The organism is Streptomonospora mangrovi (genome assembly GCF_027604915.1).
GTDB classification, from domain to species: domain Bacteria; phylum Actinomycetota; class Actinomycetes; order Streptosporangiales; family Streptosporangiaceae; genus Streptomonospora; species Streptomonospora mangrovi.
On record NZ_JAJAQC010000007.1, the window covers coordinates 171187 to 198166 of the forward strand.

Annotated in this window: 25 protein-coding genes and 1 pseudogene; 15 read left to right on the plus strand and 11 right to left on the minus strand. The window is 76.2% G+C overall.

Going from position 1 to position 26980, the window contains the following annotated elements:
• Positions 1 to 4: 4 nt before the first annotated feature.
• Positions 5 to 823: pseudogene (gene aztB, locus LG943_RS06105) on the minus strand (zinc ABC transporter permease AztB); the annotation flags it as partial.
• A gap of 49 nt (positions 824 to 872) precedes the next feature.
• On the opposite strand from aztB, the gene aztA reads away from it, so the two are divergent.
• Entirely contained in the window at positions 873 to 1553 is a 681-nt protein-coding gene (gene aztA / locus LG943_RS06110; RefSeq protein ID WP_270071195.1) for a zinc ABC transporter ATP-binding protein AztA, read from the plus strand.
• 54 nt (positions 1554 to 1607) lie between these two features.
• On the opposite strand, the gene LG943_RS06115 is transcribed toward aztA, so the two are convergent.
• The gene (locus LG943_RS06115; protein ID WP_270071196.1) at positions 1608 to 2408 is read right to left on the minus strand and encodes an alpha/beta fold hydrolase; all 801 of its coding nucleotides are present in this window, start codon (positions 2406 to 2408) and stop codon (positions 1608 to 1610) included.
• Positions 2409 to 2442: 34 nt separating this feature from the next.
• Positions 2443 to 3876, minus strand: coding sequence for a hypothetical protein (locus LG943_RS06120; RefSeq protein WP_270071197.1), 1434 nt, complete (start codon positions 3874 to 3876; stop codon positions 2443 to 2445).
• Between the two features lie 245 nt (positions 3877 to 4121).
• On the opposite strand from LG943_RS06120, the gene LG943_RS06125 reads away from it, so the two are divergent.
• On the plus strand, positions 4122 to 4469 hold the full coding sequence (locus tag LG943_RS06125) for a VOC family protein (protein ID WP_270071198.1): 348 nt from the start codon (positions 4122 to 4124) through the stop codon (positions 4467 to 4469).
• Between the two features lie 120 nt (positions 4470 to 4589).
• On the plus strand, positions 4590 to 6236 hold the full coding sequence (locus LG943_RS06130; protein WP_270071199.1) for a serine/threonine-protein kinase: 1647 nt from the start codon (positions 4590 to 4592) through the stop codon (positions 6234 to 6236).
• A gap of 58 nt (positions 6237 to 6294) precedes the next feature.
• Here LG943_RS06130 and LG943_RS06135 read toward each other — a convergent pair whose 3' ends face one another.
• The 4 genes from LG943_RS06135 to LG943_RS06150 form a co-directional block, all read right to left on the minus strand.
• Complete coding sequence (locus tag LG943_RS06135; RefSeq protein ID WP_270071200.1) at positions 6295 to 6966, minus strand: pyridoxine/pyridoxamine 5'-phosphate oxidase; 672 nt, start codon at positions 6964 to 6966, stop codon at positions 6295 to 6297.
• A gap of 70 nt (positions 6967 to 7036) precedes the next feature.
• The gene (locus LG943_RS06140) at positions 7037 to 7549 is read right to left on the minus strand and encodes a DUF1360 domain-containing protein (RefSeq protein WP_270071201.1); all 513 of its coding nucleotides are present in this window, start codon (positions 7547 to 7549) and stop codon (positions 7037 to 7039) included.
• Positions 7550 to 7764: 215 nt separating this feature from the next.
• Entirely contained in the window at positions 7765 to 8199 is a 435-nt protein-coding gene (locus tag LG943_RS06145) for a DoxX family protein (protein ID WP_270071202.1), read from the minus strand.
• 123 nt (positions 8200 to 8322) lie between these two features.
• Positions 8323 to 9225 (minus strand): alpha/beta hydrolase, encoded by a 903-nt coding sequence (locus tag LG943_RS06150; protein WP_270071203.1) that lies wholly within the window; start codon positions 9223 to 9225, stop codon positions 8323 to 8325.
• On the opposite strand from LG943_RS06150, the gene LG943_RS06155 reads away from it, so the two are divergent.
• The 7 genes from LG943_RS06155 (at position 9224) to LG943_RS06185 (ending at position 16736) form a co-directional block, all read left to right on the plus strand.
• Positions 9224 to 9877, plus strand: a complete 654-nt coding sequence (locus LG943_RS06155; RefSeq protein ID WP_270071204.1) for a TetR/AcrR family transcriptional regulator — start codon at positions 9224 to 9226, stop codon at positions 9875 to 9877. The two genes, LG943_RS06150 and LG943_RS06155, sit on opposite strands and share 2 nt — an antisense overlap.
• Positions 9878 to 10428: 551 nt before the next feature.
• Positions 10429 to 11334: an endonuclease/exonuclease/phosphatase family protein gene (locus LG943_RS06160; protein ID WP_270071205.1), complete on the plus strand. Its 906-nt coding sequence runs from the start codon at positions 10429 to 10431 to the stop codon at positions 11332 to 11334.
• Between the two features lie 267 nt (positions 11335 to 11601).
• Positions 11602 to 12432 (plus strand): 5-dehydro-4-deoxy-D-glucuronate isomerase, encoded by an 831-nt coding sequence (gene kduI / locus LG943_RS06165; RefSeq protein ID WP_270071206.1) that lies wholly within the window; start codon positions 11602 to 11604, stop codon positions 12430 to 12432.
• Positions 12429 to 13217: an SDR family oxidoreductase gene (locus LG943_RS06170; protein WP_270071207.1), complete on the plus strand. Its 789-nt coding sequence runs from the start codon at positions 12429 to 12431 to the stop codon at positions 13215 to 13217. Before kduI ends, LG943_RS06170 begins: the two co-directional genes overlap by 4 nt.
• Positions 13218 to 13464: 247 nt before the next feature.
• Positions 13465 to 14247, plus strand: coding sequence for an IclR family transcriptional regulator (locus LG943_RS06175; protein WP_270071208.1), 783 nt, complete (start codon positions 13465 to 13467; stop codon positions 14245 to 14247).
• 244 nt (positions 14248 to 14491) lie between these two features.
• Positions 14492 to 16201, plus strand: a complete 1710-nt coding sequence (locus LG943_RS06180; protein WP_270071209.1) for an L-lactate permease — start codon at positions 14492 to 14494, stop codon at positions 16199 to 16201.
• A gap of 88 nt (positions 16202 to 16289) precedes the next feature.
• Positions 16290 to 16736, plus strand: a complete 447-nt coding sequence (locus tag LG943_RS06185) for a hypothetical protein (protein WP_270071210.1) — start codon at positions 16290 to 16292, stop codon at positions 16734 to 16736.
• A 129-nt stretch (positions 16737 to 16865) separates the two neighbouring features.
• Here LG943_RS06185 and LG943_RS06190 read toward each other — a convergent pair whose 3' ends face one another.
• Together LG943_RS06190 and LG943_RS06195 are read right to left on the minus strand one after the other, a co-directional pair.
• Positions 16866 to 17084, minus strand: coding sequence for a hypothetical protein (locus tag LG943_RS06190; RefSeq protein ID WP_270071211.1), 219 nt, complete (start codon positions 17082 to 17084; stop codon positions 16866 to 16868).
• Between the two features lie 148 nt (positions 17085 to 17232).
• On the minus strand, positions 17233 to 18033 hold the full coding sequence (locus tag LG943_RS06195) for an MBL fold metallo-hydrolase (protein WP_270071212.1): 801 nt from the start codon (positions 18031 to 18033) through the stop codon (positions 17233 to 17235).
• Between the two features lie 481 nt (positions 18034 to 18514).
• Between LG943_RS06195 and LG943_RS06200 the strand changes: the two genes are divergently transcribed.
• From LG943_RS06200 to LG943_RS06215, 4 genes are all read left to right on the plus strand, one after another.
• On the plus strand, positions 18515 to 19942 hold the full coding sequence (locus LG943_RS06200) for a GntP family permease (RefSeq protein ID WP_270071213.1): 1428 nt from the start codon (positions 18515 to 18517) through the stop codon (positions 19940 to 19942).
• A 135-nt stretch (positions 19943 to 20077) separates the two neighbouring features.
• Positions 20078 to 21250 carry a CaiB/BaiF CoA transferase family protein gene (locus LG943_RS06205; RefSeq protein ID WP_270071214.1) on the plus strand — a complete coding sequence of 391 codons (1173 nt, stop codon included), beginning with the start codon at positions 20078 to 20080 and terminating at the stop codon, positions 21248 to 21250.
• On the plus strand, positions 21250 to 22134 hold the full coding sequence (locus LG943_RS06210) for an HpcH/HpaI aldolase/citrate lyase family protein (protein WP_270071215.1): 885 nt from the start codon (positions 21250 to 21252) through the stop codon (positions 22132 to 22134). The genes LG943_RS06205 and LG943_RS06210 overlap by 1 nt, the downstream gene beginning before the upstream one ends.
• A 74-nt stretch (positions 22135 to 22208) precedes the next feature.
• Positions 22209 to 23270: a LysR substrate-binding domain-containing protein gene (locus LG943_RS06215; protein WP_270071216.1), complete on the plus strand. Its 1062-nt coding sequence runs from the start codon at positions 22209 to 22211 to the stop codon at positions 23268 to 23270.
• Positions 23271 to 23320: 50 nt separating this feature from the next.
• On the opposite strand, the gene LG943_RS06220 is transcribed toward LG943_RS06215, so the two are convergent.
• A complete protein-coding gene (locus LG943_RS06220) occupies positions 23321 to 24661 on the minus strand; it encodes a sensor histidine kinase (protein ID WP_270071217.1) in 1341 nt (446 codons plus the stop codon).
• A 214-nt stretch (positions 24662 to 24875) separates the two neighbouring features.
• Complete coding sequence (locus tag LG943_RS06225; RefSeq protein WP_270071218.1) at positions 24876 to 25022, minus strand: hypothetical protein; 147 nt, start codon at positions 25020 to 25022, stop codon at positions 24876 to 24878.
• A 519-nt stretch (positions 25023 to 25541) separates the two neighbouring features.
• Between LG943_RS06225 and LG943_RS06230 the strand changes: the two genes are divergently transcribed.
• On the plus strand, positions 25542 to 26885 hold the full coding sequence (locus LG943_RS06230; RefSeq protein WP_270071219.1) for a sensor histidine kinase: 1344 nt from the start codon (positions 25542 to 25544) through the stop codon (positions 26883 to 26885).
• Positions 26886 to 26980: the final 95 nt, after the last annotated feature.

The window sequence follows — 26980 nt, forward strand, 5'->3', positions numbered from 1 at the left end:
GGGCGGGCCGGTGGTCGCGCACGCGGGCGGCCAGCGCGGAGCAGAAGAACAGTCCGACCGCGACGGCGGCGATGGTGGCCCCGGCGGCGGTGTCCAGGTGCCAGGAGACGACCAGGCCGGCGGCGGTGGAGGCGGCGCCCAGCAGGGCGGCGCCGATCATGATCGCCGGGATGCGCCGCGCCCACAGGGCCATGGCGGCGGGGGGCGCGATGAGCAGGCCGAAGACCAGCAGGGTGCCCACCACGTGGAAGGACGCGACGATCGCCAGGGTGACCAGGCCGACCATGGCGGTGTGGGCCAGGCGGGGGCGCAGTCCCAGGGTCTGGGCCTTGCGGGGGTCGAAGGCCAGCGCCACGAACGCGCGGTGGCCCAGCAGGGAGACCACGGCGGCGGCGGCCGCGGCGGCGCCCAGCACGGCGAGGTCGGCGGGCCGCACGGCCAGGACGTCGCCGAACAGGAACCCGGTGAGGTCGACCGCGAAGGACTGGGAGCGGGAGACGATGATCACGCCCAGCGCGAGCATGCCCACGAACAGCAGGCCGATGGCGGTGTCCGCGGAGAGCCGCGACCACCGGGTCACCGCGCTGACCCCCAGCGCCATGGCCACCGCGCTCAGCGCGGCGCCCAGGAAGAGGTTGCCGCCCAGCAGGGAGGCCAGGGCCACGCCGGGCAGCATGCCGTGGGACATCGCGTCGCCGAGGAACGCCATGCCGCGCAGCACCACCCAGGTGCCGGCCAGGGCACAGGTGCCCGCGACGAGGAGTCCACCCCACAGTGCCCGCGCGACGAAGGACGCCTCGAACGGGTCGGTCAGCCATTCCATACGGACGACTGTACGATGGAAACGATAATCGTTGTCAATTGGGGGTGCCGTGGAAAAGCCCACATCAACCGCCGTCGACCTGCGCGGAGTCAGCGCCGCCTACGGGTCGGTCCCCGTGCTGCACGAGGTCCGCGCCGCCATCCCCGCCGGCCGGGTGACCGCGCTCGTGGGGCCCAACGGCTCGGGCAAGTCCACCCTGCTGGGCGTGGTGGCCGGGGTGCACACCCCCTCCTCGGGCACCGTGGAGCGCTTCCACACCGGGCGGCCCGCGCTGGTGGTCCAGCACAGCGCCGTGCCCGACACCCTGCCGGTCACCGTGGCCGACACCGTGGCCATGGGCCGGTGGGCGCATCGGGGGCCGTGGCGGCGCCTCACCGCCGAGGACCGCGCGATCGTCGCGGAGTGCATGGCGCGCCTGGGCATAGCCGACCTCGCCCGCCGCCGCCTGGGCTCGCTGTCGGGCGGCCAGCGCCAGCGCGCCCTGCTCGCCCAGGGGCTGGCCCAGCGCTCCGACCTGCTGCTGCTGGACGAGCCCTCCACCGGGCTGGACGCCGCCGCCCAGCAGGCGGTCCTGGACACCGTGGCGGCCCTGCGCGACAAAGGGGTCACCGTCGTCCACGCCACCCACGACCCCGCCGTGGCGCGCGGCGCCGACCACGTGCTGCGCCTGGAGCGCGGCCGCCTCACCGCCGACGCGTCCGCCGGCCCCGCCGAGCCCGTGCTGCGCTAGCGGTGGCGCGGCGGGCCGGCCTCCTTCTGCACGCGCGGGCGGCGCCCGGCGGCCTCACCCGCCCGTCGCGGCCCCGCCCGCCCGCAGCGCGAACGCGCGCACCGGGGCCGACCACGCGTCAGGGTGGGACCAGCAGAACGCGTGGGCCCCGGGCATCGGCGCGAAGGCGCCCTCGCGCGCGGCGGCGGCGACCCGGCGCGCCCAGTCCTCGGTGGCGATCCGGTCGCGGCGGCCGCGCAGCACCAGCACCGGCACCTCCAGGCGGGCCACCGACTCCTCCAGGTCGTCGGCCAGGTGCGCCGCCACGGTGTGCAGCAGGCGGCGCGGCCCCGCCCGCACCCACTCCGGGCGCTGGGTGGCGTTCATGCCCGGCGCCTCCAGCCGGCCGTCGGCCAGCCAGCGCGCCACCAGCGGCGCCCAGTGCCGGGCGGCCGGGTCGATCGTGGGGGCGGCCAGCACCGCGCCGGCCACCAGGGGATGGTGGTGAGCGGCGCGGGCCGCCACCTGGGTGCCGCTGGAGTGGCCCATGAGGACGACGGGCGCGTCGTGGCGGGCGAAGACCCACTCGGCCACGCACCGGCCGTGCTCGGCGACGCCGAGTTCGCGGGGCGGATCGCCGCTGCCGCCGAACCCGGGCAGTTCCAGCAGGTGGGCGCGGGTCCAGGCGCCCAGCGCGGCAAGGGCGGGCAGCAGGTAGCGCGACACCCCCAGGCCCTGCACCAGGACCGCCTCGGGCACGCCGGGGCGGGGTTCGCCCACGGTGTGGGCGCGCATCCGCCCGAACAGGCCGTCGTGGTGGGTGACGACGCTGCGGCGGGGGAAGCGCGGGTGCCCGTGCCCGTCGGCGCCGCTCATCGGGGGCTCCTCTCGCGCGGGGGCGGGCGCGGGGTCACGGCGCGGCGGTGCCGGCGCCGGTGTCCTCGTCGGCGACGCGCACCGGGCGGTGCGCCGCACCGCCGCGCGCCGACTCCAGGAACTCCTCCAGTTCCGCCAGGGTCAGCGGCGGGGGCAGGTCCTGGCGGGCGCCCAGTGCGGCGAACGCCGAGCGGTAGCGCAGCAGGCCGCCGATGTCGGTGGGGTAGGCGCGGGCGTTCACCCCGAGCAGCCCGCCGGTGCCGGTCGCGTGGCGGCGGGCCAGCGCGCCCCACTCCGCTGCCGGGAGCTGGCCCATCGACCGCAGCCCGTTGGAGAACAGGTTCACGTGGATGTCGCGGTAGGCGGGCGCCGCGCGCAGGTGGTCGGCGAGCCGGTCGCGGGAGGGCGCCGTGGGGAAGTGCAGCCAGAACGGCACCGAGCCGGTGCGCATCGCCCAGTAGGGCTCCCACTGGTTGTAGGTCTCCACCACCAGCCGGTCGGCGGGCAGGCCCAGGCGGGCGTACCACCAGTGGTACAGCTCGGCCACCAGGGGGCTGAGCAGCTCGGGTTCGGGCACGGTGACGCGGCGCAGGCGCAGGCCGCGCTCGGCGGCCACGGCGCGCAGGTCGGCGGTGAGGGCGTCGTCGTAGCCCCATTCGGCCTCGGGGCGCTCGGCGTCGGCCTCGGGCGCGTCCCAGGTGCGGGCGGCGGCGCCCTGCTCGGCGAGGAAGCGGGCCACCGGCTCGCCGCCCTCGGTGTAGGCGTGCGGGGGGATCCCGCCCAGCGCGCCGAACTGGAAGCGCTGCCGCTCGCCCAGCACCGTGGCGGGCCAGCGCAGCGGGCAGTCGAGGACGAACACGGTGCCGCCGGGGGCCAGGCGCTCGCGCAGGAACCGGGTGAGCACGGCGCCCAGGCGCAGCCGCTTGACCCGGAAGTACATGAAGCGGCCGACCATCGCCCGGTCCTGGTTGGGGTCGTGCATGTGGCACAGGTCCAGGTCGGGGTTGCGGTCCAGCAGGAGGCGGCCGAGGGGGCGCCCGTGGCGCAGCGCCGCGCGCGGGTCGTCGGGGTCCAGGCGGGCGCGCACGGGCAGCAGGAAGGTCTGCGGCAGCACGGGGGCGCCCAGGGCGGCGGCGAGGTGCAGCGCGGCGCCGCTGCCGGAGCCGACGAACACCGCCGGGAAGGGGCCGGGGCCGTAGTGGTCGGCGGTCCAGGCGGCGAGGTCCTCGCCGGTCAGCGCGGCGATCCGGGCGGCGGGCCGGGCCTGGCCGGCGCCGCCCAGGACGAACGCGCGCCGGCGGGCGGGCTCGGGCAGGGCGGACGCGAGGTCGCCCAGCCGCGCCGACCCCGGCCCGGTGCCCAGGCCGGGGAAGTCCCGCCCCCGCAGGAACCTCCCCATCGCCCGGACGGCCGTCACCGAGGAGTCGAAGTCGCACAGCAGGCGGCCCGCCTCCCGGGAGCCCCGCATGGCCGCCTCCTCACCCGTTCCGTTTCCGTGGTGCCTGGAGGCCACGACTATCCGGCGCCCGGCCGGGTACACGCGCAAGCCTGGGAATGGCGCCCTGACCTGCGGCCCCGCCGGGACGGCGGTGCGGCCCCCGCCCGCGCGGGGCGGGCGGCCGCCGCCGAAGCGGCGCCCGAAAGTGTGTACGAACGCGGTGGCGGACTGGTATTCCTGGGAGGCCGCAACCGTACTTCGCCCGAGGAGTCGCCATGTCCGTCCGCCGCGTCGTGCCCGTCGTCCGGTCCGAGGCCGTCCGGGAGACCCGCGCGTTCTACGGCCTGCTGGGCTTCGAGCAGGTCATGGACCTGGGGTGGATCGCCACCTTCGCCTCGCCCACCGTCCCGGCGGCCCAGGTCAGCGTGATGGCGAGCGACCTGACCGCGCCGGTCGCCCCCGACATGAGCGTCGAGGTGGACGACGTGGACGCTGTCTACGCGGCCGTCCGCGAGAGCGGCGCCGAGATCGTCCACCCCCTCCGCGACGAGGAGTGGGGGGTGCGGCGGTTCTTCGTCCGCGACCCCGCCGGCCGGGTGGTGAACGTCCTCAGCCACCGCTGAGCCGGGCGCCCGGCGCAGGGCCGCGCCCCCTCGTCACGATTGCGGCTCGGATCGTGACCGATTGCGGCAACGCCGGTGTGACAGGGGGTTTGGCCCGTTATGGTGCCTGCGGGAGGCGCCATGAGTCGTGCACTGCGGGCCGAGGATCCCCGGCGGATCGGGCCCTACCGCCTGCACTCGCGGCTGGGCGGCGGCGGCATGGGGCAGGTCTACCTCGGCCGCTCCCCCGGCGGGCGCGCCGTGGCGGTGAAGGTGGTGCGGCCCGAACTCGCCGACGACATCGGCTTCCGGCGCCGCTTCGCCGCCGAGGTCGAGGCCGCCCGCCGGGTGGGCGGGTTCTACACCGCGCAGGTTCTGGACTCCGACACCGACGCCGACCCGCCGTGGCTGGCCACCGCCTACATCCCCGGCCCCTCCCTGTACGAGGCCGTCGAGACCCACGGGCCGCTGCCGGCGGAGACGGTGGCCGCGCTGGGCGCCGGGCTCGCCGAGGGGCTGGCCGCCGTCCACGCCTGCCGCCTGGTGCACCGCGACCTCAAGCCCGGCAACGTCATCCTGGGCTCCGACGGCCCGCGCCTGATCGACTTCGGCATCGCGCGCGCCCTGGACGCCACCAGCTACACCCAGACCCGCACGGTGATGGGCACCGCCGGGTTCATGTCGCCGGAGCAGGCCACGGGCGCCCGGGTCGGGCCGGCCAGCGACGTGTTCTCGCTGGCATGCGTGCTGACCTACGCCGCGACCGGGCACAGCCCCTTCGGCACCGGGCGGATCGAGGCGGTGGCCTTCCGCGTCGTGCACGCCGAGGCCGACCTGACCGGCGTGCCGGCCCGGCTGGTGCCCCTGCTCGCCGCGTGCCTGGCCAAGGAACCGGACGCCCGCCCCGGGGTGGCCGAGGTGCTGGAGCTGCTGGCCGGCGGCGGTGCCTCCACCACGCTGGTGCTGCCGCGCGAGGTCACCACCATGGTCACCCTGCGCGAGACGGTGCTGCTGACCGACGTCCTGCCGCCCGGCCACAGCACGGAGTCCGAACTGCGGGCGGCGCTGGAGTCGCGGTTCCTCGCCGACCTGCACCTGCTGACGGCCCGGCGCTACGCCGAGGCCGCCCGGCGGCGGGCCGCCGCGAAGGCCGGGGAGCGGTCCACGGCGAAGGAGAAGGGCGGGTCCGCCGCCAAGAAGAAGACGTCCGGGTCCGCATCGAAGGGCAGGCCGCCGGGGTCCTCGGGGCCGCCGGGCAAGAAGAAGTCCGGCTCCTCCTCCGGCAAGTCCGGCTCCTCCTCCGCCAGGAAGTCCGGGTCCTCCTCCGCGCGGCGGCCCTCCGACGCGCGAAGCGCGCCGCGCCAGGCGCCCCCGGCCCGGCCGAAGCCCGCGCCGGCCGGCGCCGAGAAGAAGCAGGAGGAGAGCGGATCGGAGTACGGGTGGTGGCTGTTGATCGCCGCCGGGATCGCGGGGGCGCTCTACGTGTTCCACGACGGGTTCTCCGGCTGGGTCAGCCAGGCGCTGAACGACGGCACCGGCTCCCTTGAGACCGGAGACTGCGTGGGATACGTGCCTGAGGAGGGTGAGGTGGAGGTCCCGTGCTGGACGGCGGTGGCCGAGTACTCGGTCCTCGGCCTGGCGTCTCCGCCGCCGCCGGACCTGGGGACGGACCTGAGCACCGATTACGACACCACCCATGTGTGCACCGGTGTGACCGGCTGGGACCCGATCGTGGACAGCTCGCTCGAACTGGGCGGGTACACGGTGTGCGTGGAGGCCATCGACTGAGCCGCGCGCGGCCCGGCGCCGGTCGCGGCCGCGTGCGGGCGGCGCGCCGCGCCCGCGCTCACGGCCAGAGGCAGTCGCGGCGCCAGGTGCCGGCCCCTGGCTCGCGGGTGTAGCGCAGCCGGGTGTGCCGCCGGTCGGCGGCGCCCTGCCAGAACTCCACCGCGTCCGCCGCCACCAGGTAGGACGTCCACTCCGTGGGCACCAGGCCGGGGTCGGCGGCGAGGCGCTCGCGCACCGGGCCGAGTTCGCGGTCGATGTCGGCGGGGTCGGCCAGCACCTGACTCTGGCGGCCCAGCAGCGCGAGTTCGCGGGCGCTCGCCGAGCGGGCCCGGAAGTCGGCGGCCGAGCGCGCGGGGTCCTCGGCCGCCGCCCGCCCCGACACCCGGACCTGCCGGCCGAGTTCGCGCCAGTGGAAGGTCAGCGCCACATGCGGGCTGTGCGCCAGGTCGCGGCCCTTGCCGCTGGCGGTGCTCGCGGCGAACCGCCACCCGGCCGCGTCGACGGACTTGAGGATGAGGACGCGCGCCTCGGGCCGTCCCTCGGGCGTGACGGTCGACAGCGTCATGGCGTGCGGCTCGACCACGCCGGCCGCGACGGCGTGCGCCAGCCACGCGGTGAACAGGGCGGTCGGCTCCTCGGGCGCGGCGCCGGGGTCGAACTCCGGCAGCGGCCCGGCCAGCACCGCCAGGCCCCGCAGCAGTCCCGCCGTGTCCTCGCGGTCCTCGGCCATGGCCCCTCGCCTCCCTCTGCGCGCGTTCACCGCACGATAGGCCCGCCGGGGCGCCGGCGCGGGCGCGGGGTCAGCCCTCGGCGCGCTGCTGGAGCCAGGCGTAGGCCAGTTGCAGCCAGTCCGACAGCGCCACGGCGGTCATGGTGCCGGCGGCCAGTCGGGTGGCGCGGGGCGCGAAGAGGAGGCCGGCCACGTGGGCGGTGGCCACCCACTGGGCCAGGCAGAACGGGCAGGTCACGAGTTCGCCGATGGCGTGGCGGGCGCCCGTGCCGCGCACCTCCTCGTGCAGCTCAGCGGGGCCGGAGGCGCCCTTGAAGCGGGTGAAGGGCGCGCGCAGCGGGCTGGCCACAGGGTCCTTGGCCAGGGTGCGCGAGAGCTTGTGGGTGGAGAGGGAGACCAGGAGCAGGTCCCACGGCGAGAGGGAGTCGGGCAGCGCGCGCCCGCGCAGGCGGGCCAGGCCGCCGACGGCGGCGAGGCAGCCCCCGTAGGTCAGCAGGGTCGCGAAGTAGGCCCGCGTCGGCCGGGAGGCACCGCCCTCGTACGCGCGCGCCTCCTCGTTCACGGTCTGCACGATCGAGGTCATGAGCGTCCTTTCGCAGCGTCGGGTGGCGCTCCCCGATCGCTACCGCACTTCATGCGCCCCCAAACGTGGGACGCCCGCGACGGCGAACCCGCTGGTACCGGTTCACCGGTCGCGACCTCGGTGCGGGACCGCCGACGGCAACCCGCCCCCGCGCGCGTGCGGGGGCGGGTTGCCCTCGGCGGGCGGCGGGCGACGGGCGGATGGCCGGCGGCGGGTCAGCGGCGGCGGCCGGTCAGCCCCCGGACCAGGGCGGCGGTGCGGTCTCGGCGGCCCCAGGCGACGACGGCGGCCAGGACGCCCAGGATCACCGGCGTGGCGGCGTTCTGGCCGTCGAAGTAGACGAACTGGGTGATGAACGCGCCGATCATCAGGCCGACCAGGGCGATCCCCGACAGCCCCGACAGCGCCGGGACCACCAGCGCCACGGCCCCCGCGAGTTCCAGGACCCCGATCAGGTACATGAACCAGGTGCCGGCGCCCATCTGCGCGAAGAAGTCCACCGCCGACTCGTGCGCGATGAGCTTGGGCAGGGCGCTGGCGAACGCGAAGAACACCGCCATCAGGACCTGCACGACCCACAGCGCGATGTTCGCGGCGCGGCCGGGCGTGCGGCCGCCGCCGCGGGCGGGGGTGTGCTCGGTGTCGTTCATGGGTGTCTCCCTCTCAGCGTGGGCCGTCACAGGGGTAGACCGCCCCGCCCGCCGTTCCTCATCGGTCCCGCCCCCGCCGATGTCTCCGCGTCCGCCGGAGCCGGCCCGCCGCCCGCCCCCGCCTCAGCGCGCAACGGCGGCGGCGACCACGTCGACCAGCCGCTCCACTCCCGGAGACTCCACGGGGAAGTGCCCGGCCCCCTCCAGCACCACCAACTCCTTGGGTGCGGCGATGCGCTCGAAGAACGGGAGGCTGATCGCCAGTGGCGTCCACCGGTCATCCCCCGGGTGCGCCAGGACGAGCCCCGGCGCGGTGGCCTCCTCCGGCTCCACGGCCGGCGCCGAGTCCAGCAGGTCGCGCAGGAAGCCCAGCGGCACCCGGTTGCCGCCGCCGCGCCGGTCGCCCGCGATCAGCCCGGTCAGGGCGGGCCGGTTGCTGATGGCGCGCATGTTGGTCAGCCACCGCAGCGGCACGCGCACCCCCGCCAGCGGACCGGCGGCCACCCGCAGCGCCGGCCGGGCCGCCGCGCTCAGCAGCGGCGAGCGCGAAAGGTGCCGCCGCACCGCCGCGTCGCGCGGATCGGGCAGGCAGGTGGCGACCACGCGGTCCACCGCGCCGGTGCGGGTGGCCGCGTCGTAGGCCAGCATCCCGCCCATGCTGGCGCCCACGGCCACCAGCGGTCCCGGGTGCGCCGCCCGTTCGGCCCGCATCAGGTCGCAGGCCGCCGCGACCCAGTCGGCGTAGCGCAGGGCGCCGGGGCGGGGGAGGCGGGTCCGGCCGAAGCCCGGCAGGTCGGGGACCACCACGTGCGGGCCGCGCGCGGCCAGGAGGGCGGCATAGGGCCACATCGCCGCCGCGTGGCCGCCCAGCCCGTGCAGGAACAGGACCCGGGCCGCCGCCTCCGGGTCGCCGACCCGTTCGACGTGGACGTCGGTGCCGCCCCAGCGCCACCACGTGGACGCGCGGCGGGGCAGGGGGTCGGGCCGCAGGGCGGCGGGCAGGGCGTTCAGGTAGCGTTCGTGCATGCCAGCAGTCTCGAAGCCGCCGAACGGCGCCACAACTCGCGTTTCCGCAGGTGGTGGCGGCCCCTCGGCACCGCGCAGACGGCCACGTCAGCAGCGGTCCCGGCACACGGTCGAGGTGCTGCTGGAGGCGGCTGCTCAGGTTTTCGACCGGGAGGGGCTCGGCGCGACGACCAACCGCATCGCCGAGCGGGCGGGCTACTCCATCGGCACGCTCTACCAGTACTTCCCGGACAAGCGGGCGATGCTGCTCGCCCTGGCCGAGCGGCACCTCGACGAGGTCGAGCGCGCGGCGACGGCGGCACTCGCGGGTCTGCGCGGTGCGGAGCCCGACCCGGGGCGGGCGGTGCGGACGCTGGTGGAGTCCGTGGCGGCGATCCACCGCGAGCGGCCCGGACTGCACCGGGTGATGTACCGCTTCACCCCGCGCTCCCCGGAGGCGGTGGAGCGCCTGGAGTCGACCTGTGGCCGGGTGGCCGATGCGCTGGCGGCCGAGTTCGCGCGCTGCGGACGCGACCACGCCGAGGCCGAGCGCACCGCCGCCCTGGTCGTCCACGCGGCAGACGCCCACCTGCACCGCATCGTCCTCGCGAACCCGGCGGAGCAGGCCCGGGTCGCCGCAGCCCTGACGGCGATCGCCGCCCCCACCGCCTGACGCCCCGCACGCCGCCCGGAGGGCGGCCGCACCCCGCCCATTCGGGTCGCGGCGCGGGGAACCGGAGAACGCCGACCCGCTCACCGACCGCCTGAGCGCGCCCGAGGGGGTCCGTCGGCTTTCGGCTGCGATGCCGGCGGCGTGCCCCGCCTTCGGCGGGGCGCCGCGCCCCCGTCCGGGCTGTGGGCGTCGCCGTGGCGGGCGGCGGTCGCGTCGGCGGGGTGGGCCGCGTCACGGGGGTGTGTTGTGTGATCGGCGGGGGGTGATGGGCTTCTACCTGCGGTGATGCGGTTATCGTGGACGGCGCGCGCCCCTCGCCGCTGCTCCGGTCGACTTCGGCGGCGGGCGCGTCCCCGGTTCCGGGGGTCTCCCCCGCCCCTCCCCCGCCCCCGCCGTGCCGACCGCCGCCGCGCACACCGCCGCGACGCGGCGCCCGCCCCTGCCCGGCTCCCGCCCGGCCCCGGCCGCCCGCGCCTGCCGACCCGCTCCCCCGCGACCTGCTCCCGAGACCCCCGCAGACCCTCGCCGACCCCCTCAAGGAGGACCAGCCGATGCGGTTGGCCCGGTACGCCGCCGCCGTGCTCATCGGCGCCGCGCTGCTGCTCGGCCTGTCGGTCGCCCCGGCGGGCACGGAGTCGGCGGGCACCGAGGCCGCCCCGCCGCGCCCCCAGGCGCAGTCGGCGCTGACGTGGAACCTGTGCGGCACCGCCGAGCACTGCCCCGGCCGCACCGACCCCGAACTCAAGGCGGCGGCGGCCGCCGGGCAGGCGCTGGCCGACCCCGATCTGGCCTACATCATGCTCCAGGAGGTCTGCGCGGTCTCCCACATCGCGCCGCTGCGCAAGCGCCTGGGCGACGAGTGGGCGGTGTACTTCCGGCCGGCGCGCGACGTGCGGACCGGCGAGTTCATCCGGTGCGGGCTCCCCAACGGGCCGGGCTCGGTGCAGCCCGAACTCGCCGGCACGGCCGTGGCCGTCAAGGAGAGCGGCGCCGGCCGCGTCCGCGTGGTCGGCATGGAGTTCGAGCCGCCCGACGCGGGGGCGCCGGCCACCCAGGGCGCCGCCTGCCTGGTGGACGACACCTCGCGCACGCTCGCCTGCTCCGCGCACTTCGTGCACAGCGGCGTGGACCCCGACGGATCGCTGCGCACCTGGTACGCCCGGCAACTGGGCGAGCGGATCGACGCGGCGGTGGAGCGGGGCTACCGCGTGGTCGTCGGCGCCGACCTCAACACCACGGCCGCCGACGGCTACGCCGCCGGGCTCGCCGCGCGGGCCGTCGCCGCCGACGCGGGCGCCGCGCCCACCTACGGCCCGACCTACCCGTTCGAGGCCGCCACGCTGGCGATCGACTACCTCTACTTCGACACCGCCGGGTGGTCCCCCGGGCGGGCGTCGGTGGGCGACGTGGTCTGGAGCGACCACCGCATGCTGCGCGGCAGCGCCGTGCCCCGCTGACCGGGCCGAGGTCCGGCCGGCGTCCTCCCCCTCAACGTCGCCATCGGCCGCCCCGGTCGCGCCCCTCACCCGGTCGCGCTCGCGCCCGGCCGCCCGCTCCCCGCCCTCCCCCGCTGTTCCGCGCCCCTCCCCAACGGCCCGGCCGCCGTCTGCCTCCCTGTTTCCGGCGGCGAACCGCCGACGGTTCGCGAGGCAGGTGATAGCTTTGTCCCGAAAATTGGGACGGTGTACCGATGATCGGTACATACGGGGACCGAAGGAGAAGGCATGGATGTCCGCTTCGCCACCAATCCCGACGACGCCCGCCACTACGGCACCGACGAACTGCGCCGCCGCTACCTGGTGCAGGGCATGTTCACCCCCGGCGAGCTGCGGCTGACCTACAGCCACCAGGACCGGGTGGTGCTGGGCGGGGCGGTGCCGCTGGCGGAGCCGCTGCGCCTGGGGTCCTACGACCCGCTGCGCACGGCCTACTTCGCCGAGCGGCGCGAGCTGGCGGTCTTCTGCACCGGCGGGCGCGGCGCGGTCACCGCCGACGGCGAGGTCTATGAGCTGGGGCCGCGCGACCTCGTCTACCTGGGCATGGGCACCCGCGAGATCGCGCTCTCCTCGGCCGACCCCGCCGACCCCGCCCGCCTCTACCTCTTCTCCACCCCCGCCCACCAGGCCCACCCCGCCGCCGTCGTGCGCGAGGCCGACGTCGAGGGCGTCGCGCTGGGCAGCCCCGACAAGGCCAACGTCCGCACCCTGCGCAAGTACGTCGACGGCACCACGGTGCGAAGCTGCCAACTGATGATGGGCTACACCGCGCTGGCGCCCGGCAGCGTCTGGAACACCATGCCCGCCCACACCCACGTGCGGCGCACCGAGTGCTACCTGTACTTCGACCTCGGCGCCGAGGACCGCGTGCTGCACCTCATGGGCCGCCCCGAGGAGAGCCGCCACCTGGTGGTCGCCGACCGCGAGGCCGTCATCTCGCCGAGCTGGTCCATGCACAGCGGCGCGGGCACGGCCAACTACAGCTTCGTGTGGGCGATGGCCGGCGAGAACTACGACTTCGCCGACATGGACCACGTCGCGATGGACGAGCTGCGATGAGCGCGGCGGCACCGGCGCCGGCCCCCGGGCTGGCCGCGATGTTCTCCCTGGAGGGGCGGACCGCCCTGGTCACCGGCGCCCGCACCGGCCTGGGCCGGGCGGCGGCGGCCGGGCTCGCCCAGGCCGGCGCCGACGTGGTGCTGCTGGGCCACGGCGGCGACATGTCGGCGGCCCGCGCCGACGTCGAGGCGGCCGGGCGGCGCGCCTGGGAGGAGACCGTCGACCTGGCCGACCCCGCCGGCGTGGCCGAGGCGGCGCGCGACCTGCTCACCCGCCACCGGGTGGACGTCCTGGTCAACAACGCCGGCATCATCCGGCGGGCGCCCGCCCGCGAGCACGCCGACGAGGACTTCCGCGCCGTGCTCGACGTCAACCTGGAGTCGCTGTTCGCGCTGACCCGCGAGGTCGGCCGCCCCATGCTGGAGCGCGGCGCGGGCAAGGTCGTCAACATCGCCTCGCTGCTGTCCTTCCAGGGCGGTATCAACGTGGTGGGCTACGCGGCCAGCAAGCACGCCGTCGTGGGCGTCACCAAGGCGCTGGCCAACGAGTGGGCGCCGCACGGCGTGCAGGTCAACGCGCTGGCGCCGGGCTACTTCGCCACCGCCAACACCGCGCCGCTGCGCGCCGACGCCGAGCGCTCGGCCGCCATCGAGGCGCGCATCCCGGCGGGGCGCTGGGGCCGCCCCGAGGACCTGGCCGCCGCCGTGGTGTTCCTGGCCGGCCCCGGGTCGGACTACATGGCCGGCCACGTGCTCGCCGTCGACGGGGGGTGGCTGGCCCGCTAGCCGCCTCGCCCACCCCTCCCACCCGGCCCGGCCGGCCCGCGCGCCCGCCGGGCCGCCGGCGTGCCCGCGATCCGCCGCATCGCCGCCCCCGCCGCCGACCTGGTGCGATTTGCCCGCCCCGCCCTCCTTGCCACTGCAATGTGACTCGGCTTACCCTCTTCCCGTTGAAAGAGACCATGTACCGATAGGCGGGACACAATGTCGGGTCAGCAGTCAGTACACTCGTCTCCCGATGGAGGAGATGGGCGTGACGGAGACCGCGCGGGGCATGGCGGGGCGGGGCACCCTCGAACGGGGCCTGGCGATCATGGAGCACGTCGGCGCGCACGGCGACATCAGCACCAACGCCGTCGCGCGGGCACTGGGGCTCAGCCGCAGCGCCACCTACCGCACGGTCAACACGCTCAAGGAGCTGGGCTACCTGGAGGCCGACCCCGCCACGGGGCGCATCCGGCTGGGCGTGCGCCTGGTCGACCTCGGCGTGAAGGCGCTGTCCTCGGCCGACCTGTTCCGCCTGGCGCCGCCGGTCATGGTCGACCTCGCCCAGCGCACGCGCGAGACCGTGTACCTGGCGATCCCCGATGACGACTCCATGCTCTACGTCGCGCGGGAGCAGGGGCCCAGCTCGGTCGCGCCCAGCGCCGGCCTGGGCGGGCGCCGCCCCCTGCACGCCACCAGCCTGGGCAAGGCGTGGCTGGCCGCGCTGCCCCTCCACGAGGCGGCCGAGCGCGTCCGCGCGCTGCCGCTGTCCCGGCGCACGCCCAACACCATCGTCGACGCCGGCGAACTGCTGGCCGAACTGGACCGGGTGCGCGCCCGCGGCTGGGCCGTGGACAACATCGAGAACGAGCCCGACGTCGGCTGCGTGGCGGCCGCCGTGCGTGACCGCTCCGGCGCCGCGGTCGCCGCCGTGAGCATCGCCGGACCCGCGGGCCGGGTGCTGATGCGGGTGGACGAGCTGGGTCCGCTGGTGGCCGAGACCGCCGCCGCCCTCTCGCGCCGCCTGGGCCACGTGCCCGCCGCCGGCTGACCCGCCGCCGCCTCCCCGGGCGCCCGACGGTCCGCCCGGCGGTGCCCGCGCACCCCGGTGCCGCCCGGCGCCACCCGCTGCCGCGCCTCCTCCCCGGCGCCTCCGCGCCCTGCGCCCGTGCTCACCGGCGCGGCGCCCCGGCCCGCGCCCCGCGCGTCCCGGCGCCGCGTCGCCGCCGCACGGCGCGCCCACCCCCTCACCCCCACCGCGCCACCGCGCGCCGACTCCCCTCCGAGGTTTCACCATGGGTTGGGTCCAGAACTACCACCCGGTCGGGCCCCTGTGGCTCTCCGCGATCGTCGCCGCACTCCCCATCGTCGTCCTGCTGCTCGCCCTGGGCGCCTTCCGCCGCTCGGCCCACCTGTCGGCCGCCCTGGGCCTGGGCACCGCGGTCGTCGTCGCCTTCGCCGCCTACCGGATGCCCGTGGACCTGCTGGCCTCCAGCACGGTGCTGGGCCTGGTGTTCGGCGTCTGGCCGATCGCCTGGATCGCGTTCAACGCCGTCTACTTCCACAACGTCACGGTGGCCACCGGCCGCTTCGAGAGCATCCGCCGCGCGCTCTCCGGCTTCAACCCCGACCGCCGGCTCCAGGCGCTGCTCATCGCCTTCGGGTTCGGCGCGCTGCTGGAGGGCGTGGCCGGCGGCGGCTCGCCGATCGCCATCACGGCGGCGATGATGGCCGCGCTGGGCTTCCAGCCCATCAAGGCCGTGGTGCTGGCGCTGCTGGCCAACACCGCTCCGGTGGCCTTCGGCGGCCTGGGCAACCCGCTCATCGTCCTGGGCACGGTGGCCGGCCCGCTGATGGACACCGACCCCGAGACCGCCACCGAGCTGTTCTCGGCCATGGCCGGCCGCCAACTGCCGCTGCTGTCGCTGGTGGTCCCGGCGCTGATGGTGGCGGTGCTGGCGGGCTGGCGGCGCACCCTGGAGGTGTGGCCGGCGCTGCTGACCACCGGTGGCACGTTCGCCGTCACCCAGTTCCTGGTGGCCAACTACCTCGGCCCCAGCCTGGTGGACGTGGTCTCCGCGCTGGCGGCCATGGGCGCGCTGTGGGGGCTGACGCGGTTCTGGCAGCCGCCCACGGTGTGGCGGTTCGAGGGCGAGCCCGCCGACGACGACGCGGCGGCGGTCGAGCGGGCGCGCGCGGCCGGGGCCGACACCGAGCCCGAGCACCGGGGCGTGCGCGCCTGGACCCCCTACCTCATCCTGATCGCCGTCATCTTCATCTCGCGCATCGGCAGCATCTTCACGCTGCCGCCGTGGGCCGACGTCACCGCCTGGCTCCAGGCCGCCACCGTGGTCATCCCCTGGCCCGGCCTGCACGAGGAGGTCGTGCGCGTCCCGCCGATCACCGCCGAGGACACCCCCTACCCCGCCGAACTGAGCCTGGACCTGCTGTACTCGGCCGGCACGGTGGCGCTGATCGCCTCGGTGATCGCCGGGCTGGTGATGCGCGCCTCGGTGCGCACCCTGGTGCGGGTCTACTGGGAGACGGCGGTGCAGATGCGGTGGGCGCTGGCGACCATCACCATGATCCTGGCGATCGCCCACGTCATGAACTACTCGGGCGCCACCTCCACGCTGGGGCTGGCCCTGGCCACCACCGGCTTCCTGTTCCCGTTCTTCGCGGCGTTCGTCGGCTGGCTGGGCGTGTTCCTCACCGGCTCCGACGCCTCCTCCAACAGCCTGTTCGGCCCGATGCAGGTTGTCTCGGCCCAGCAGTTGGACGTCAACCCGGTGCTGGCCGGCTCGGCCAACACCACCGGCGGCGTGATGGGCAAGATGATCTCGCCGCAGAACCTGTCGGTGGGCGCCACGGCGATCGGGCAGAGCGGCCGGGAGTCGGTGCTGCTGCGCCAGACGTTCGGCTGGTCGGTGCTGCTGACGGCCGTGGTCGGCCTGCTCACCCTCGTCCAGGCCCACCTGCTGCCGTGGATGATCCCCACGCCCTAGCCGTCCGGCCCGCCGGACGCCATGTTTGGCGGGCCGCCGCACCGGTAGTCCCCCGGGCATCGAGGACGCGGACGGGAAGGAGGCGGCCATGGTGATCAAGGGGGCCGCGCAGGGGGCGGCGGCGGGCGTGCTCGCCACGGGGGCGATGACGGCGGTCCTGGAGGCCGGGCGCCGGCTGTCGGGCCACGGGCAGCCGCCCCGCAACATGGTGCGGGCGCTGCTGCCCGGGGGCGGCGCGGCCGTCCCCCGGCGCGGCGAGGACGCGGCCACGGCGGTGGCCCACGCCGGGTTCGGCGCGGCGGCGGGCGCGCTGTTCGGCGCGGTGACCGGCCGCCGCCGGCCCTCCCGCCTGCTGGGGGCGGGCTACGCGCTGGCGGTCATGGCCGCCGGCTACCAGGGCTGGGCGCCGCGCATCGGCGCCCAGCCGCCGCTGCACCGCGACCGGCCCGACCGCGTGGCGACCCTGGCGGCCGCCCACGTCGTGTACGGCTGGAGCCTGGCCGCCGCGCTGCGCCGGTGGCGCCGGGGCCACTGAGGACGCGGCGGGCGCGGCGGGCGCGGCGGCCGCTGAGGACGCCGCTTGCGCGGAGGTCCCCGCGCACGCCGGCGGCCCGGCCCGGGGTCTGCACCCGGTGCCGGGCCGCCGGCGGCGCGCGGGGCCGCGCTAGCGGCGGCCCTCCTCCAGGCGCAGGGCGATCCCCAGCGCGAAGAACGTCGGCGCCCACTCCCCCACGAAGAGGCCCCAGCGGTCGGCGCGGTCGATGCCGGCATCCTCCCGCTTCAGCGACACACACCATGACAGGAAGCTCAGCCCGATCGAGGCGGCTCCCGCGGCGTAGGCCATGTCGGCGGTCAGACCCATGTGGGCCAGCTTCTTGATCATCGTCCACCCGTTCCCTGTCGTGTACGGCGCACGGGCGTGCGCCCACGGGGCAGCGCTGCCCGCGGGGGTGTCAACACAACCCGGGGTGCGGGTCAAGGGCGGATGAAGGCGCGGCGCCCATGCCCGCGCGGCCACCCCGCCGCACCGGTCACAGGGCCAGGGACTCCCCCGGCGCCACCACGGCGACGTCGGCGCCCAGGCCGCGCTCGCGCATGGCGGCGAGGAAGTCCGCCAGGCCCGACCTGAAGACGGTGTAGTCGTCGTAGTGCACCGGCAGGGTGCGGCCGGGCCGCAGCAGGTCGGCCAGCCGCGCCCCCGCCCGGCCGTCCATGGTCACCACCAGTCCGCCGGGCAGCGTGGTTCCGCCCAGGTGCACGATCATCAGGTCGATGCCGGGGTAGCGGTCGCGGATCTCGGCCAGGCCCGGGAACAGCAGGGTGTCGCCGGTCACGTAGACGCGCAGGGCGGCGCCGGGTGCGGAGAAGTCCAGGACGCTGCCCATCACCGGCGGCAGCAGCCACGGCAGGCCGCGCGGCGCGTGCCGGCCGGGCACGGCGGTGACGCGCAGGGAGGTGTCGGCGGCGGCCAGGGTGTGGTGGCGCCAGGTGCGCAACCCCACGGAGCGGGAGAACCCCCACTGGTGCAGGCGGGCGGCGGCCTTGGGGGTGGTGAGCACGGGGACCTCGCGGTGCAGGCGCCGGCGGGCGACCCGGTCGAAGTGGTCGCCGTGCAGGTGGGACAGCACCACCGCGTCCAGGTGCGGCAGGTCGGCCACGCCCAGGGCGGGCTCGGTCAGCCGCCGCGACACCAGGCCCTTGCCGAGGTAGGCGTACTGGCCCCGGTGCAGGAAGTTGGGGTCGGTGAGGACGGTGAGGTCGCGCCAGGTGATCAGGGTGGTGGCGGTGCCGATGAAGCGCACCGACCCGTTGGCGCCCGCGTGTTCGGCCATGGCCGGCGACTACCCCGGGCCGGCGCCGGCCCCACACCCGGGCGCCGGCCGGATGCGGCGCCCGGCGCGGCGCGGGCCGGCCGGTGCGGGCCGCGATCGGCGCGCGGCGCGCTGGCCTGGGTATATGCCGCGAAGCAGCCATAAGCGCAACTTATATGGATCATGGAAACGCCCCTCTACCCAAACCGAGTGGCGTTCGTGTTGCATGGGCGGGTCTGTGTCGCGGACCACAGGTGGTGGTGACCCCATTCAGCCACACGCGCCCCGCCGCCTTCGGCGGCGCGCGGGATGGCCTTCACCGCCCTGGCCCCCGACTGCACCGCGCCGCGCCGCCACCGCTGTCGGCCCCGCGCGCGGTGCGTGCCGAAGTGTGCGAGCCGTGCGAGGAGCGGGCGCGCGCGCCACCGCGCGCCGAGGACCGCCGCGCCGCGCGCGGGCCGCGGCGCCCACCCCCGCACGGGTCTGACTATGGAAGAGCAAGATGACTGACACCTTGGTCGTGCTCCACGCGACGATCGCGATCGTCGGCGTGGTGCTGCTGATCATCTGGGCGGGTGTCGAGCCGGTCATCGCCCTGGTGATCGGCTCGATCTACCTGGGCCTTGCGGCCGGGCTCGGCTTTGAGAAGACCATCACCACCATCGCCACCGGGTTCGGCGACATCATGGCCGAGGTCGGCCTGTTAATCGGGTTCGGCGTCCTACTGGGATCACTGCTGTTCGCCATGGGCGCGCTCCAGAAACTGGTGGAGCTGCTGCTGCGGCTCCTGGGCGCCCGGCGGCTGCCCTACACGCTGGCCGCCGTGCTGAGCACGATCTTCCCGTCCATCTACGTGGACGTGCAGCTTGTCCTGGCCTCCCCGCTCGCCCGCTCGGCCGCCCCGCGCATCGGAAAGCACGGCCTGGCGCTGATGGGCGGCGCGCTGAGCGCCGGCATCCTCATCGGCTACGTGTTCGTGATCCCGGGCCTGGGCACGGTCTCCATCGCCGGCCTGCTGGACCTGCCGCTGGGCACGATGATGCTCTACGGCTTCCCGATCGCGCTGGTGACCTCGGTCCTCACCACGTTCCTGTTCAGCCGCCTGCTGAAGATGGGCTGGTGGAACTCCGCCAAGGACGAGCAGGAACTGGCGGCCGGCGAGCCGGGCGCCGAGGGCACCGGGAGTACCGGGGGTACCGCGGATACCGGCGGCACCGAGGGTGCTGACGGCACCGGCGGCGGCGTGGCCGTCGAGCGGCGCAGCGAGACCCGCACCCCGCCGCTGTACGTCTCCCTGCTGCCGATCCTGGTGCCGCTGCTCATGATCGGCGGCGGCGCGGTCGCCGAGGCCGCCGGGGTGGAGTCCGCCGCCGTCGCGTTCTTCGGCGATCCCGCGCTGGCGCTCTTCGTCGGCCTGGTCGGCGCCTACCTGCTGGCGCGCGGCGCGCTGGGCACCAAGCGCACCAACGAGGCGCTGAACGAGGGCCTCAACACCACCGGCCAGATCCTGCTGGTCACCGGTGTGGGCGGCTCCCTGGGCGCCGTCATCGGCGAGACCGCGCTGGCCGACGTGCTGGGCGGCTTCTTCTCGGCCGAGCACGGCACGCCCGCGCTGGTGGCCGTGGTCCTGGCCTGGCTGATCGCGGCGGTGCTGCACCTGGCCATCGGCTCGATCTCGGTGGCCGCGATCACCGCCGCCGGCATCCTCGCCCCCATCCTGGGCGGCCTGGACGTGCCCACGGTCATCATCGGCCTGGCGATCGCCTCGGGCGCGCTGTTCGCGCTGCACGTCAACAGCAACTTCTTCTGGATGTTCCAGTCGCTGCTGGGGATCTCGACGCGCGGCGCCCTCAAGGCGCTCACCTTCGTCACGGCGCTGGCCTCGGTGGTCTCGCTGGTCCTGGTGTGCGGCCTGGCCCTGGTGCTGTAGCCCGCCCCGGGCGGGCGGCCGGTCGCCCCGGCCGCCCGCCCGCCGGGCGCGCCCGCCCGCCGCCCGGCCCCCGTTGCTCCTCCCCCCGTGCCCCCCGCGAACGCACCCGACTCCGCCACGCACAGAAAGGACGCCATGCAGCCGCTTCGCGGAACGACGGTCGTGTCCTTGGAGCAGGCCATCGCCGCTCCCTACGCCACCCGGCAGCTCGCCGACCTCGGCGCGCGCGTCATCAAGGTCGAGCGCCCCGGCGCCGGCGACTTCGCGCGCGGCTACGACTCCCGCGTCAACGGGCTCAGCTCGCACTTCGTGTGGGTCAACCGCAGCAAGGAGTCGCTGACGCTGGACTTCAAGGATCCGCGCGGCCTGGCCGTGCTGCGCCGGCTGCTGGCCGGCGCCGACGTGTTCGTGCAGAACCTGGCGCCCGGCGCCGCCGCCCGCGCGGGCCTGGGCGCCGAGGAGCTGCGGGCCGCCCACCCCGGCCTGGTGGTCTGCGACATCTCCGGCTACGGCTCACCCGGCCCCTACGAGACCATGAAGGCCTACGACCTCATGGTGCAGAGCGAATCGGGTCTGCTGTCGGTCACCGGCACCGGCGAGGACATGGCCAAGGTGGGGATCTCGGTCTCCGACATCGCCGCCGGCATGTACGCCTACAGCTCGATCCTGGCGGCGCTGCTGGAGCGCGGGCGCACCGGCGCCGGAGCCCACCTGGACGTGTCGATGCTGGAGGCCACCGTGGAGTGGATGGGCTTCCCGCTCTACTACGCCTACGACGGCGCCGAGCCGCCGCCGCGCGCCGGCGCCGCGCACGCCACCATCTACCCCTACGGCCCCTTCACCGCCCGCGACGAGACGGTGGTCATGATGGCCATCCAGAACGAGCGCGAGTGGCGCGCCTTCTGCGCGCGCTTCCTGGAGCGCCCCGAGCTGGCCGAGGACCCCGACTACGCCTCCAACGCCGCCCGCAACGCCAACCGCGCGGCGCTGGGCGCGGTGATCGCCGCGCGCTTCGCGGAGCTGTCCGGCGACGAGGTCACCGCGCTGCTCGCCGCCGTCCCGGTGGCCTACGCCCGCGTGAACGGCATGGCCGACGTGTGGCGCCACCCCCAGCTCGCCGCGCGCGGGCGCTGGCACGAGGTCGACACCCCGGCGGGGCCGGTGCCCGCGCTGGCGCCGCCCGGTGTCGCCGGCGCGCCGCGCATGGACCCGGTGCCCGCCCTGGGCGAGCACACCGACGCCATCCTCGGCGAGCTGGGGCTGGCGGCCGAGGAGGTCGCGGGACTGCGCGCCGAGGGGGTCGTGTGATGGCGGACGCCGCGCCCCACCCCGCCCTGCCCGACGCGGTGACCTGGCTGTTCGTCCCGGCCGTGCGCCCGGACCGCTACGCCAAGGCCATCGCCGCCGGCCCCGACGCGGTGGTCGTGGATCTGGAGGACAGCGTGCCGGCCGGCGCCAAGGCCGACGCCCGGCGGGCGCTGGCCCAGGCGTGGCCGCACGCGGTGGCGCCCGTGCTCGCCGCCGGGCCGCGCCCGGCGGTGGTGGTGCGGGTCAACGCGCGCACCACCGCCGAGTTCGCCGCCGATGCCGCGCTGTGCCGGGAGCTGCGGCCCTCGGCCGTGGTGCTGCCCAAGGCGGAGTCGGGCGAGGACGTGCGCGCCGCCGCGCAGGCGTGCGGCGTGCCGGTGCTGCCGCTGGTGGAGTCGGCGCGGGGCCTGGTGGACCTGCGCGAGGTCGCCGCGTGCGCGGACACCGCGCGGCTGCTGTTCGGCGGGGTGGACCTCGCCCTGGACCTGGGCGCGGCCGACGACGTGGCGCTGGACTCCGCGCGCGCCGACCTGGTCCGGTACTCGGCGGCCTTCCGGCTGCCGCCGCCGGTGGACGGGGTGACCACCGCCGTGCGCGACCCCGACGCCGCCGCGCGCGACGCCGCGCGGGCGAGGGGCTGGGGCTTCGGCGGCAAGCTGTGCGTGCACCCCTCCCAGGTGGCGGTGGTGGCGGCGGCGTTCGCGCCGGAGCCCGCCGAGGTGGAGCGGGCGCGCGCCGTGCTGGCCGCCGCCGATCGGGCGGACGCCGCCGGTGAGGGCGCGGTGGCCCTCGACGGTGAGATGATCGACCGGCCGGTCGTGGAGCGCGCCCGCCGCCTGCTGGAACGCGCCGCACGGGCGGCGCGCGCCGAGCCCGCCGGCTGACGGGACACCGCGGAGGGGCGGTGCCACCGGGGTCCGCGGCCGGCGCGTGGGGAGCCTGGCCGAGGGGGGAACCGGTGGACATCGCGCACCTGCGGGACTTCATCGCCGTCATCGACAGCGGGAGCTTCACCCGCGCGGCGGCGCGGCTGTTCGTCTCGCAGCCGGCGGTCAGCCAGCGCATGACCCAGTTGGAAAGCGAGCTGGGGGTGCGCCTGGTGGAGCGCGGCCCGCGCGGCGTGGTGCCCACGCCCGCCGGCCGCGCCCTCTACCGCGACGCCCAGCACCTGGTGCGCCAGTTCGACCGGATCACCCAGGACGTCGCCAGCGACCGCCACACCATCCAGGGCGCGGTGGCGGTGGGCCTGCCCACGACGGTGGCGGTCTACCTGGCGCCGGCGCTGTTCACCTGGACCAAGCGGCACTACCCCGGGGTGCACCTCCAGCTCTTCGAGTCGATGAGCGGCTACATCCAGGAGCTGCTGCACGTGGGCCGGCTGGACCTGGCGGTCCTGTTCCGCGCCGACGCCGCCCCCCGCGCGGGCGAGGCGGTGCTCTACGCCGAGGAGCTGTACCTGGTGGGCCGGCGCACAGGAGCCTGCCCCGAGCCCGGGGTGGAGGCCGGCGGGAGCGCCGAGGAGACCGAGGCCGCCGGGCGCGCCGCCCGGGCCGGAGGGAACGGCGGGAGCGGCGGGAACGCCGGAGGCGGCGCAGCGGACACGGGCGGCGAGGTGCCGCTGTCGGCCCTGCGCGGCCTGCCCCTGGTGGTGCCGGGGCGGCGCAGCAACCTGCGCGACATCCTCGACCGGGCGTTCGCCGACCGGGGGTGGACCCCCACGATCGCCGCCGACGTGGAGTCGCTGGGCACCATGACCCGCATCGCCGAGAGCGGCGAGGCGTGGGCGGTGCTGCCGGTCTCCAGCGTCGCCGCCCTGATGCGCGCCCCCGACCTGGTGGTGCGCCGCATCGTGGACCCCGTGCTGGACCGCTACGTGGCGGTGTGCACGGTCTCGGACTACTACGAGCCCCGCGACGCGGTGTCGGCCGTGCGCCACGGAATCGTGGAGGTCACCACCGCCCTGGCCGCCAAGGGCGAGTGGCCCGGCATCCGCCTGACCCCGCCCACCCGCCCGGAATAGCCGAAGCATCCGAGGCCGCCGCGCTCTCCCGGGCGTTGACGGGCTCGCGCTCAGCTTCCGGGGGCCGGGTGGTCCGGGTCGTTCTCCGCCGGGGCGTCGTCCGTGGGGGTGGAGTCACCCGAGGTGGCGGAGGTGGCGGACGTGTCAGCGGTGCCGGCGGCGGCAGCGGTGTCGGACGCGGTGGGGGTGTCGGGGGTGTCGGGGGTCTCGGGGGCGTCGCCGTGGAGGTCGGCGGTTCCGTCCGGGGGCAGCGGGATCTCCAGGGCCAGGCGGAACAGCGCCGCAGTGGGCCGCTCGGCGACCAGGCTGCCGCCCAGGGCCGCCGCGCGCTCCTCCAGGTTGCGCAGGCCGCCCGAGGAGCGCACCGCGGCGCCGTCGACGTCCTCGTCAACGCCGTCGTTGGCGATTTCGGCGTGGAGGCGGCCGCCGCGCACCTCCACGGTGATGGCGCAGTGCTCGGCCTTGCTGTGCCGCAGCAGGTTGGTGACGCCCTCCCGCAGCAGCGTGGCCACCACCGTGGCCACGGCGGGCGGCAGGTCCACGGTCTCCACCCGCATCCGCAGGTCCACGTCGGCCGACTCCAGCACCGAGCGCACCGACCGGCACTCGTGCTCCAGGGACAACTCGCGGTAGCCGTGGGCGACCGCGCGCACGTCGCTCAGCGCCTGGCGGCCGATGTAGAGCACCTCGGCGACCTCCTGGCGGGCCTTGCCCGGCTGGCGGTCGACCAGCCGGTGCGCCAGCTCGGCCTTGAGCGTCATCGCCGAGAGGCTGTAGCCGAGCAGGTCGTGCAGGTCGCGCGCGAAGCGCAGCCGCTCCTTGATCACGGCCATCTGCGCCAGCTCGCCTTGGGCCAGGCCGAGTTCGCGGACGATCTCGCCGAGGTGGCACAGCAGGTACACCGCCAGCCCCAGCACGCAGGTGGAGACCGCCGTGTAGGCGACGGCGGCCGGACCGCCGCCGAAGGCGCCCTGCACGGCGCCCATCACCGCCGCCAGCAGCGCGAACGCCACCCGGCCGGCGGTGCGGGGCAGCACGAGCAGCAGGCTGCCCGCCAGCAGGCTGGGCATGCCCACCCACGCCTGCCCGTAGTACAGCAGCGGCAGGCAGGCGAGCAGCGCCTGGGGGATCAGCAGCCAGATCGCGGCCGTGCGGCGATCGCGCCGGCCCGACCAGGCGCCCTGGAGGAGTTGGAGTACGAGCAGGCCGGCCATGAGGACCAGGGACACGGCCGTGGGCACCACGCCCAGGCGCAACTGCACCACGTTGATGAACCCGACCGCGCACAGTCCGGCGAAGACCGTCGCCGTGACGGCCCACGCCAGGCGCGGGGCCATGGTTGTCGCAGCAGAGGAGGGAGTCTGGTCCGCCGAGCCGTTGTCGGATGCCATGGATATCCGCTCCCGCAGGCGTCGAACCGGGCACAGGGGGTCGGACGGGCGGCGCTGCCGGTCCGCATCGGAGCATATACGGCCGAATCCGACACGTCCCGGCCGTCGCGGAGCGCACGCCGCGAGGCACGCCAAGGGGGCGGCGCACCGCTGTGCGCCGCCCCGGGCGGGCGGCGCGTGTCCGCGCGCCGCCCGCCTTCGCGCCCGACCGCGTTCAGGAGGCCGCGGGGCGGGTGCAGATCGAGGTGGGGGTGACCACGGCGTCCTCGGCGGTGGTCCAGTTGTCGAACCGCTCGATCACGAGGTCGGTCGGGTCGGCCGCCTCGGCACCGGGTCGGGCGGGCGTTTCCGGGGTAGACATGTTCCGCTCCTCCATTCGCACATTCCCATGGAACACAGCATTCGGACGGGGGGCTGACATGCACGGCCCATTGTCGTGCCGTGCGCGGAGCCCGGGTAGTGCGCCCGTCACGACCGGGCGGGTGCGTTCCTCACGGCCCGGCCCGGGCGCCGCCGCGCGCGGGGGCCGCCGCGGGGGTTCCGCAACGTCTTCGGAACCCCTTGCGGGCACCGTGTCGTAGAGACGTGTGGAGGAGGTGCCATGGCAGTATCCGTCGCCCCGACACCCGCGCCCGGGGTAGCCCCGTCGCGCGGCGACGCGGACCGCGGACCCGCCGAGGGACCGTCCCGCGCCGGCCGGGCCGCCCACGAGGCGCGGCGCCCCGAGCTTTCGCGCGCGCCGGGCCGCCGCATAGGCTCAGCGGAGACCGGACCCCCCGGGCGCGCTCCGCGCCGGGCCGGCGCGGCCGTGTGCCCGCGGCGCGGCAGGGTCCGCTCCCCGCGGCAGCGGAGCGGTCAGTGCGACCCGGGGAGGACCGGCATGCGTGGTGGTGCGCGCGACAGCGACCTCGTGCCCGAGTCGGCGATGGGCTGCCTTCGGTCGTCGGTGGCCCTGGTGGTGGGCGGTTACTACCTGATCAGCGCGCTGCACCTGTTCATGCGGCCGTCCACGCCGCTGGAGACCGCCCTGGCGCTGGCCGTGCTGACCGCCCTGCTCCCGCTCCAGTTCGCGCTGTGCCGCTGGGCGCCGCGCCCCGCGCGGCGCGGGCGCGCCCGCGCCGGGCTGGCGGCGCAGGCCGTGCTGGTGTTCCTGCCGCCGCTGGTGACGCAGGACGCGTGGATGGGCATGCCGGGGTTCCTCGCCGGCAGCGCGCTGCTGATCCTGCCGCCCCGCGCGGCCTGGCCGGTGTTCGCGCTGGTGGTGTCGGGCGTGGTGCTGGTGCACACCCAGTTCGGCGCGGTGCCGCTGGCGCAGAACGGCGGCCCGGTGTACATGGCGGTGCAGGCGGTGGTGTCGGGGCTGGTGCTCTACGGGATCTGCCGGCTGCGCGACCTGGCCGTGCACCTGAGCCGCACCAAGGACGAACTGGCCGACGCGGCGGTGGCGCGCGAGCGGCTGGGGTTCGCCCGCTCGCTGCACGACCTGCTGGGCGACAAGCTGTCGGAGCTGTCGATGAAGTGCGAGCTGGCGCTGCGGCTCATCACGTCCCGGCCGGCCCAGGCGCGCGAGGAGCTGGCGCAGATACTCCAGATCAGCCGGCAGGCGTCCACCGACATGCGGGCGGTGGCGCGCGGGTACCGGGAGCTGCTGCTGGAGGCGGAGTGCCGCTCGGTGCGCGCGGTGCTGACGACGGCGGGCGTGCGGGTGGACATGGCCAACGACTGCGGTCGGCTGCCGCTGAACGCGAGCATGCTGCTGGCCTCGGCGCTGCGTGAGGGGGCGAGCAACGTGCTGCGCCACAGCCGCGCGGAGTACTGCTCGGTGGTGATCCGCCGCCGGGGCGGCGAGGTGGTGGCGGAGATGGTCAACGACGGCGTGAGCCACGCCGACCAGTCGGCGGCGGGGGGCGCGCAGGCGTCGGCGGCGCAGGTGGCGGCCGCGCGGACGCCGGGGGCGGAAGAACCGGCGGGGCCGGGGATGGCCGAACCGGGATGGCGGGAGTCGGCGGCGGCATCGACGGCGGAGTCGGCAGCGGCGTCGGCGGATTCGACGGCCGCACTGTGCGAGGGCCGCCTCACCGAACTGGCCGAACGCCTCCGCGCGGCGGGCGGCTCCCTGACCACGCGCCGAGCGGGAGCGGGCCGCTTCCACCTGCGCATCACCCTGCCCGTGGAGCCCACCTCCACCGCCCCACCGGCGGCCCACGCGGGAACGGGCGGCTGACAGCTCGCGAGCCTTGGTTGCCCCTGGCCGCCCCCGGCCTCCGTCCGGCCGCGCCGGGCGGAGGCCGGGGCGGCGGCGGAGGTCGGGGGCGGCGA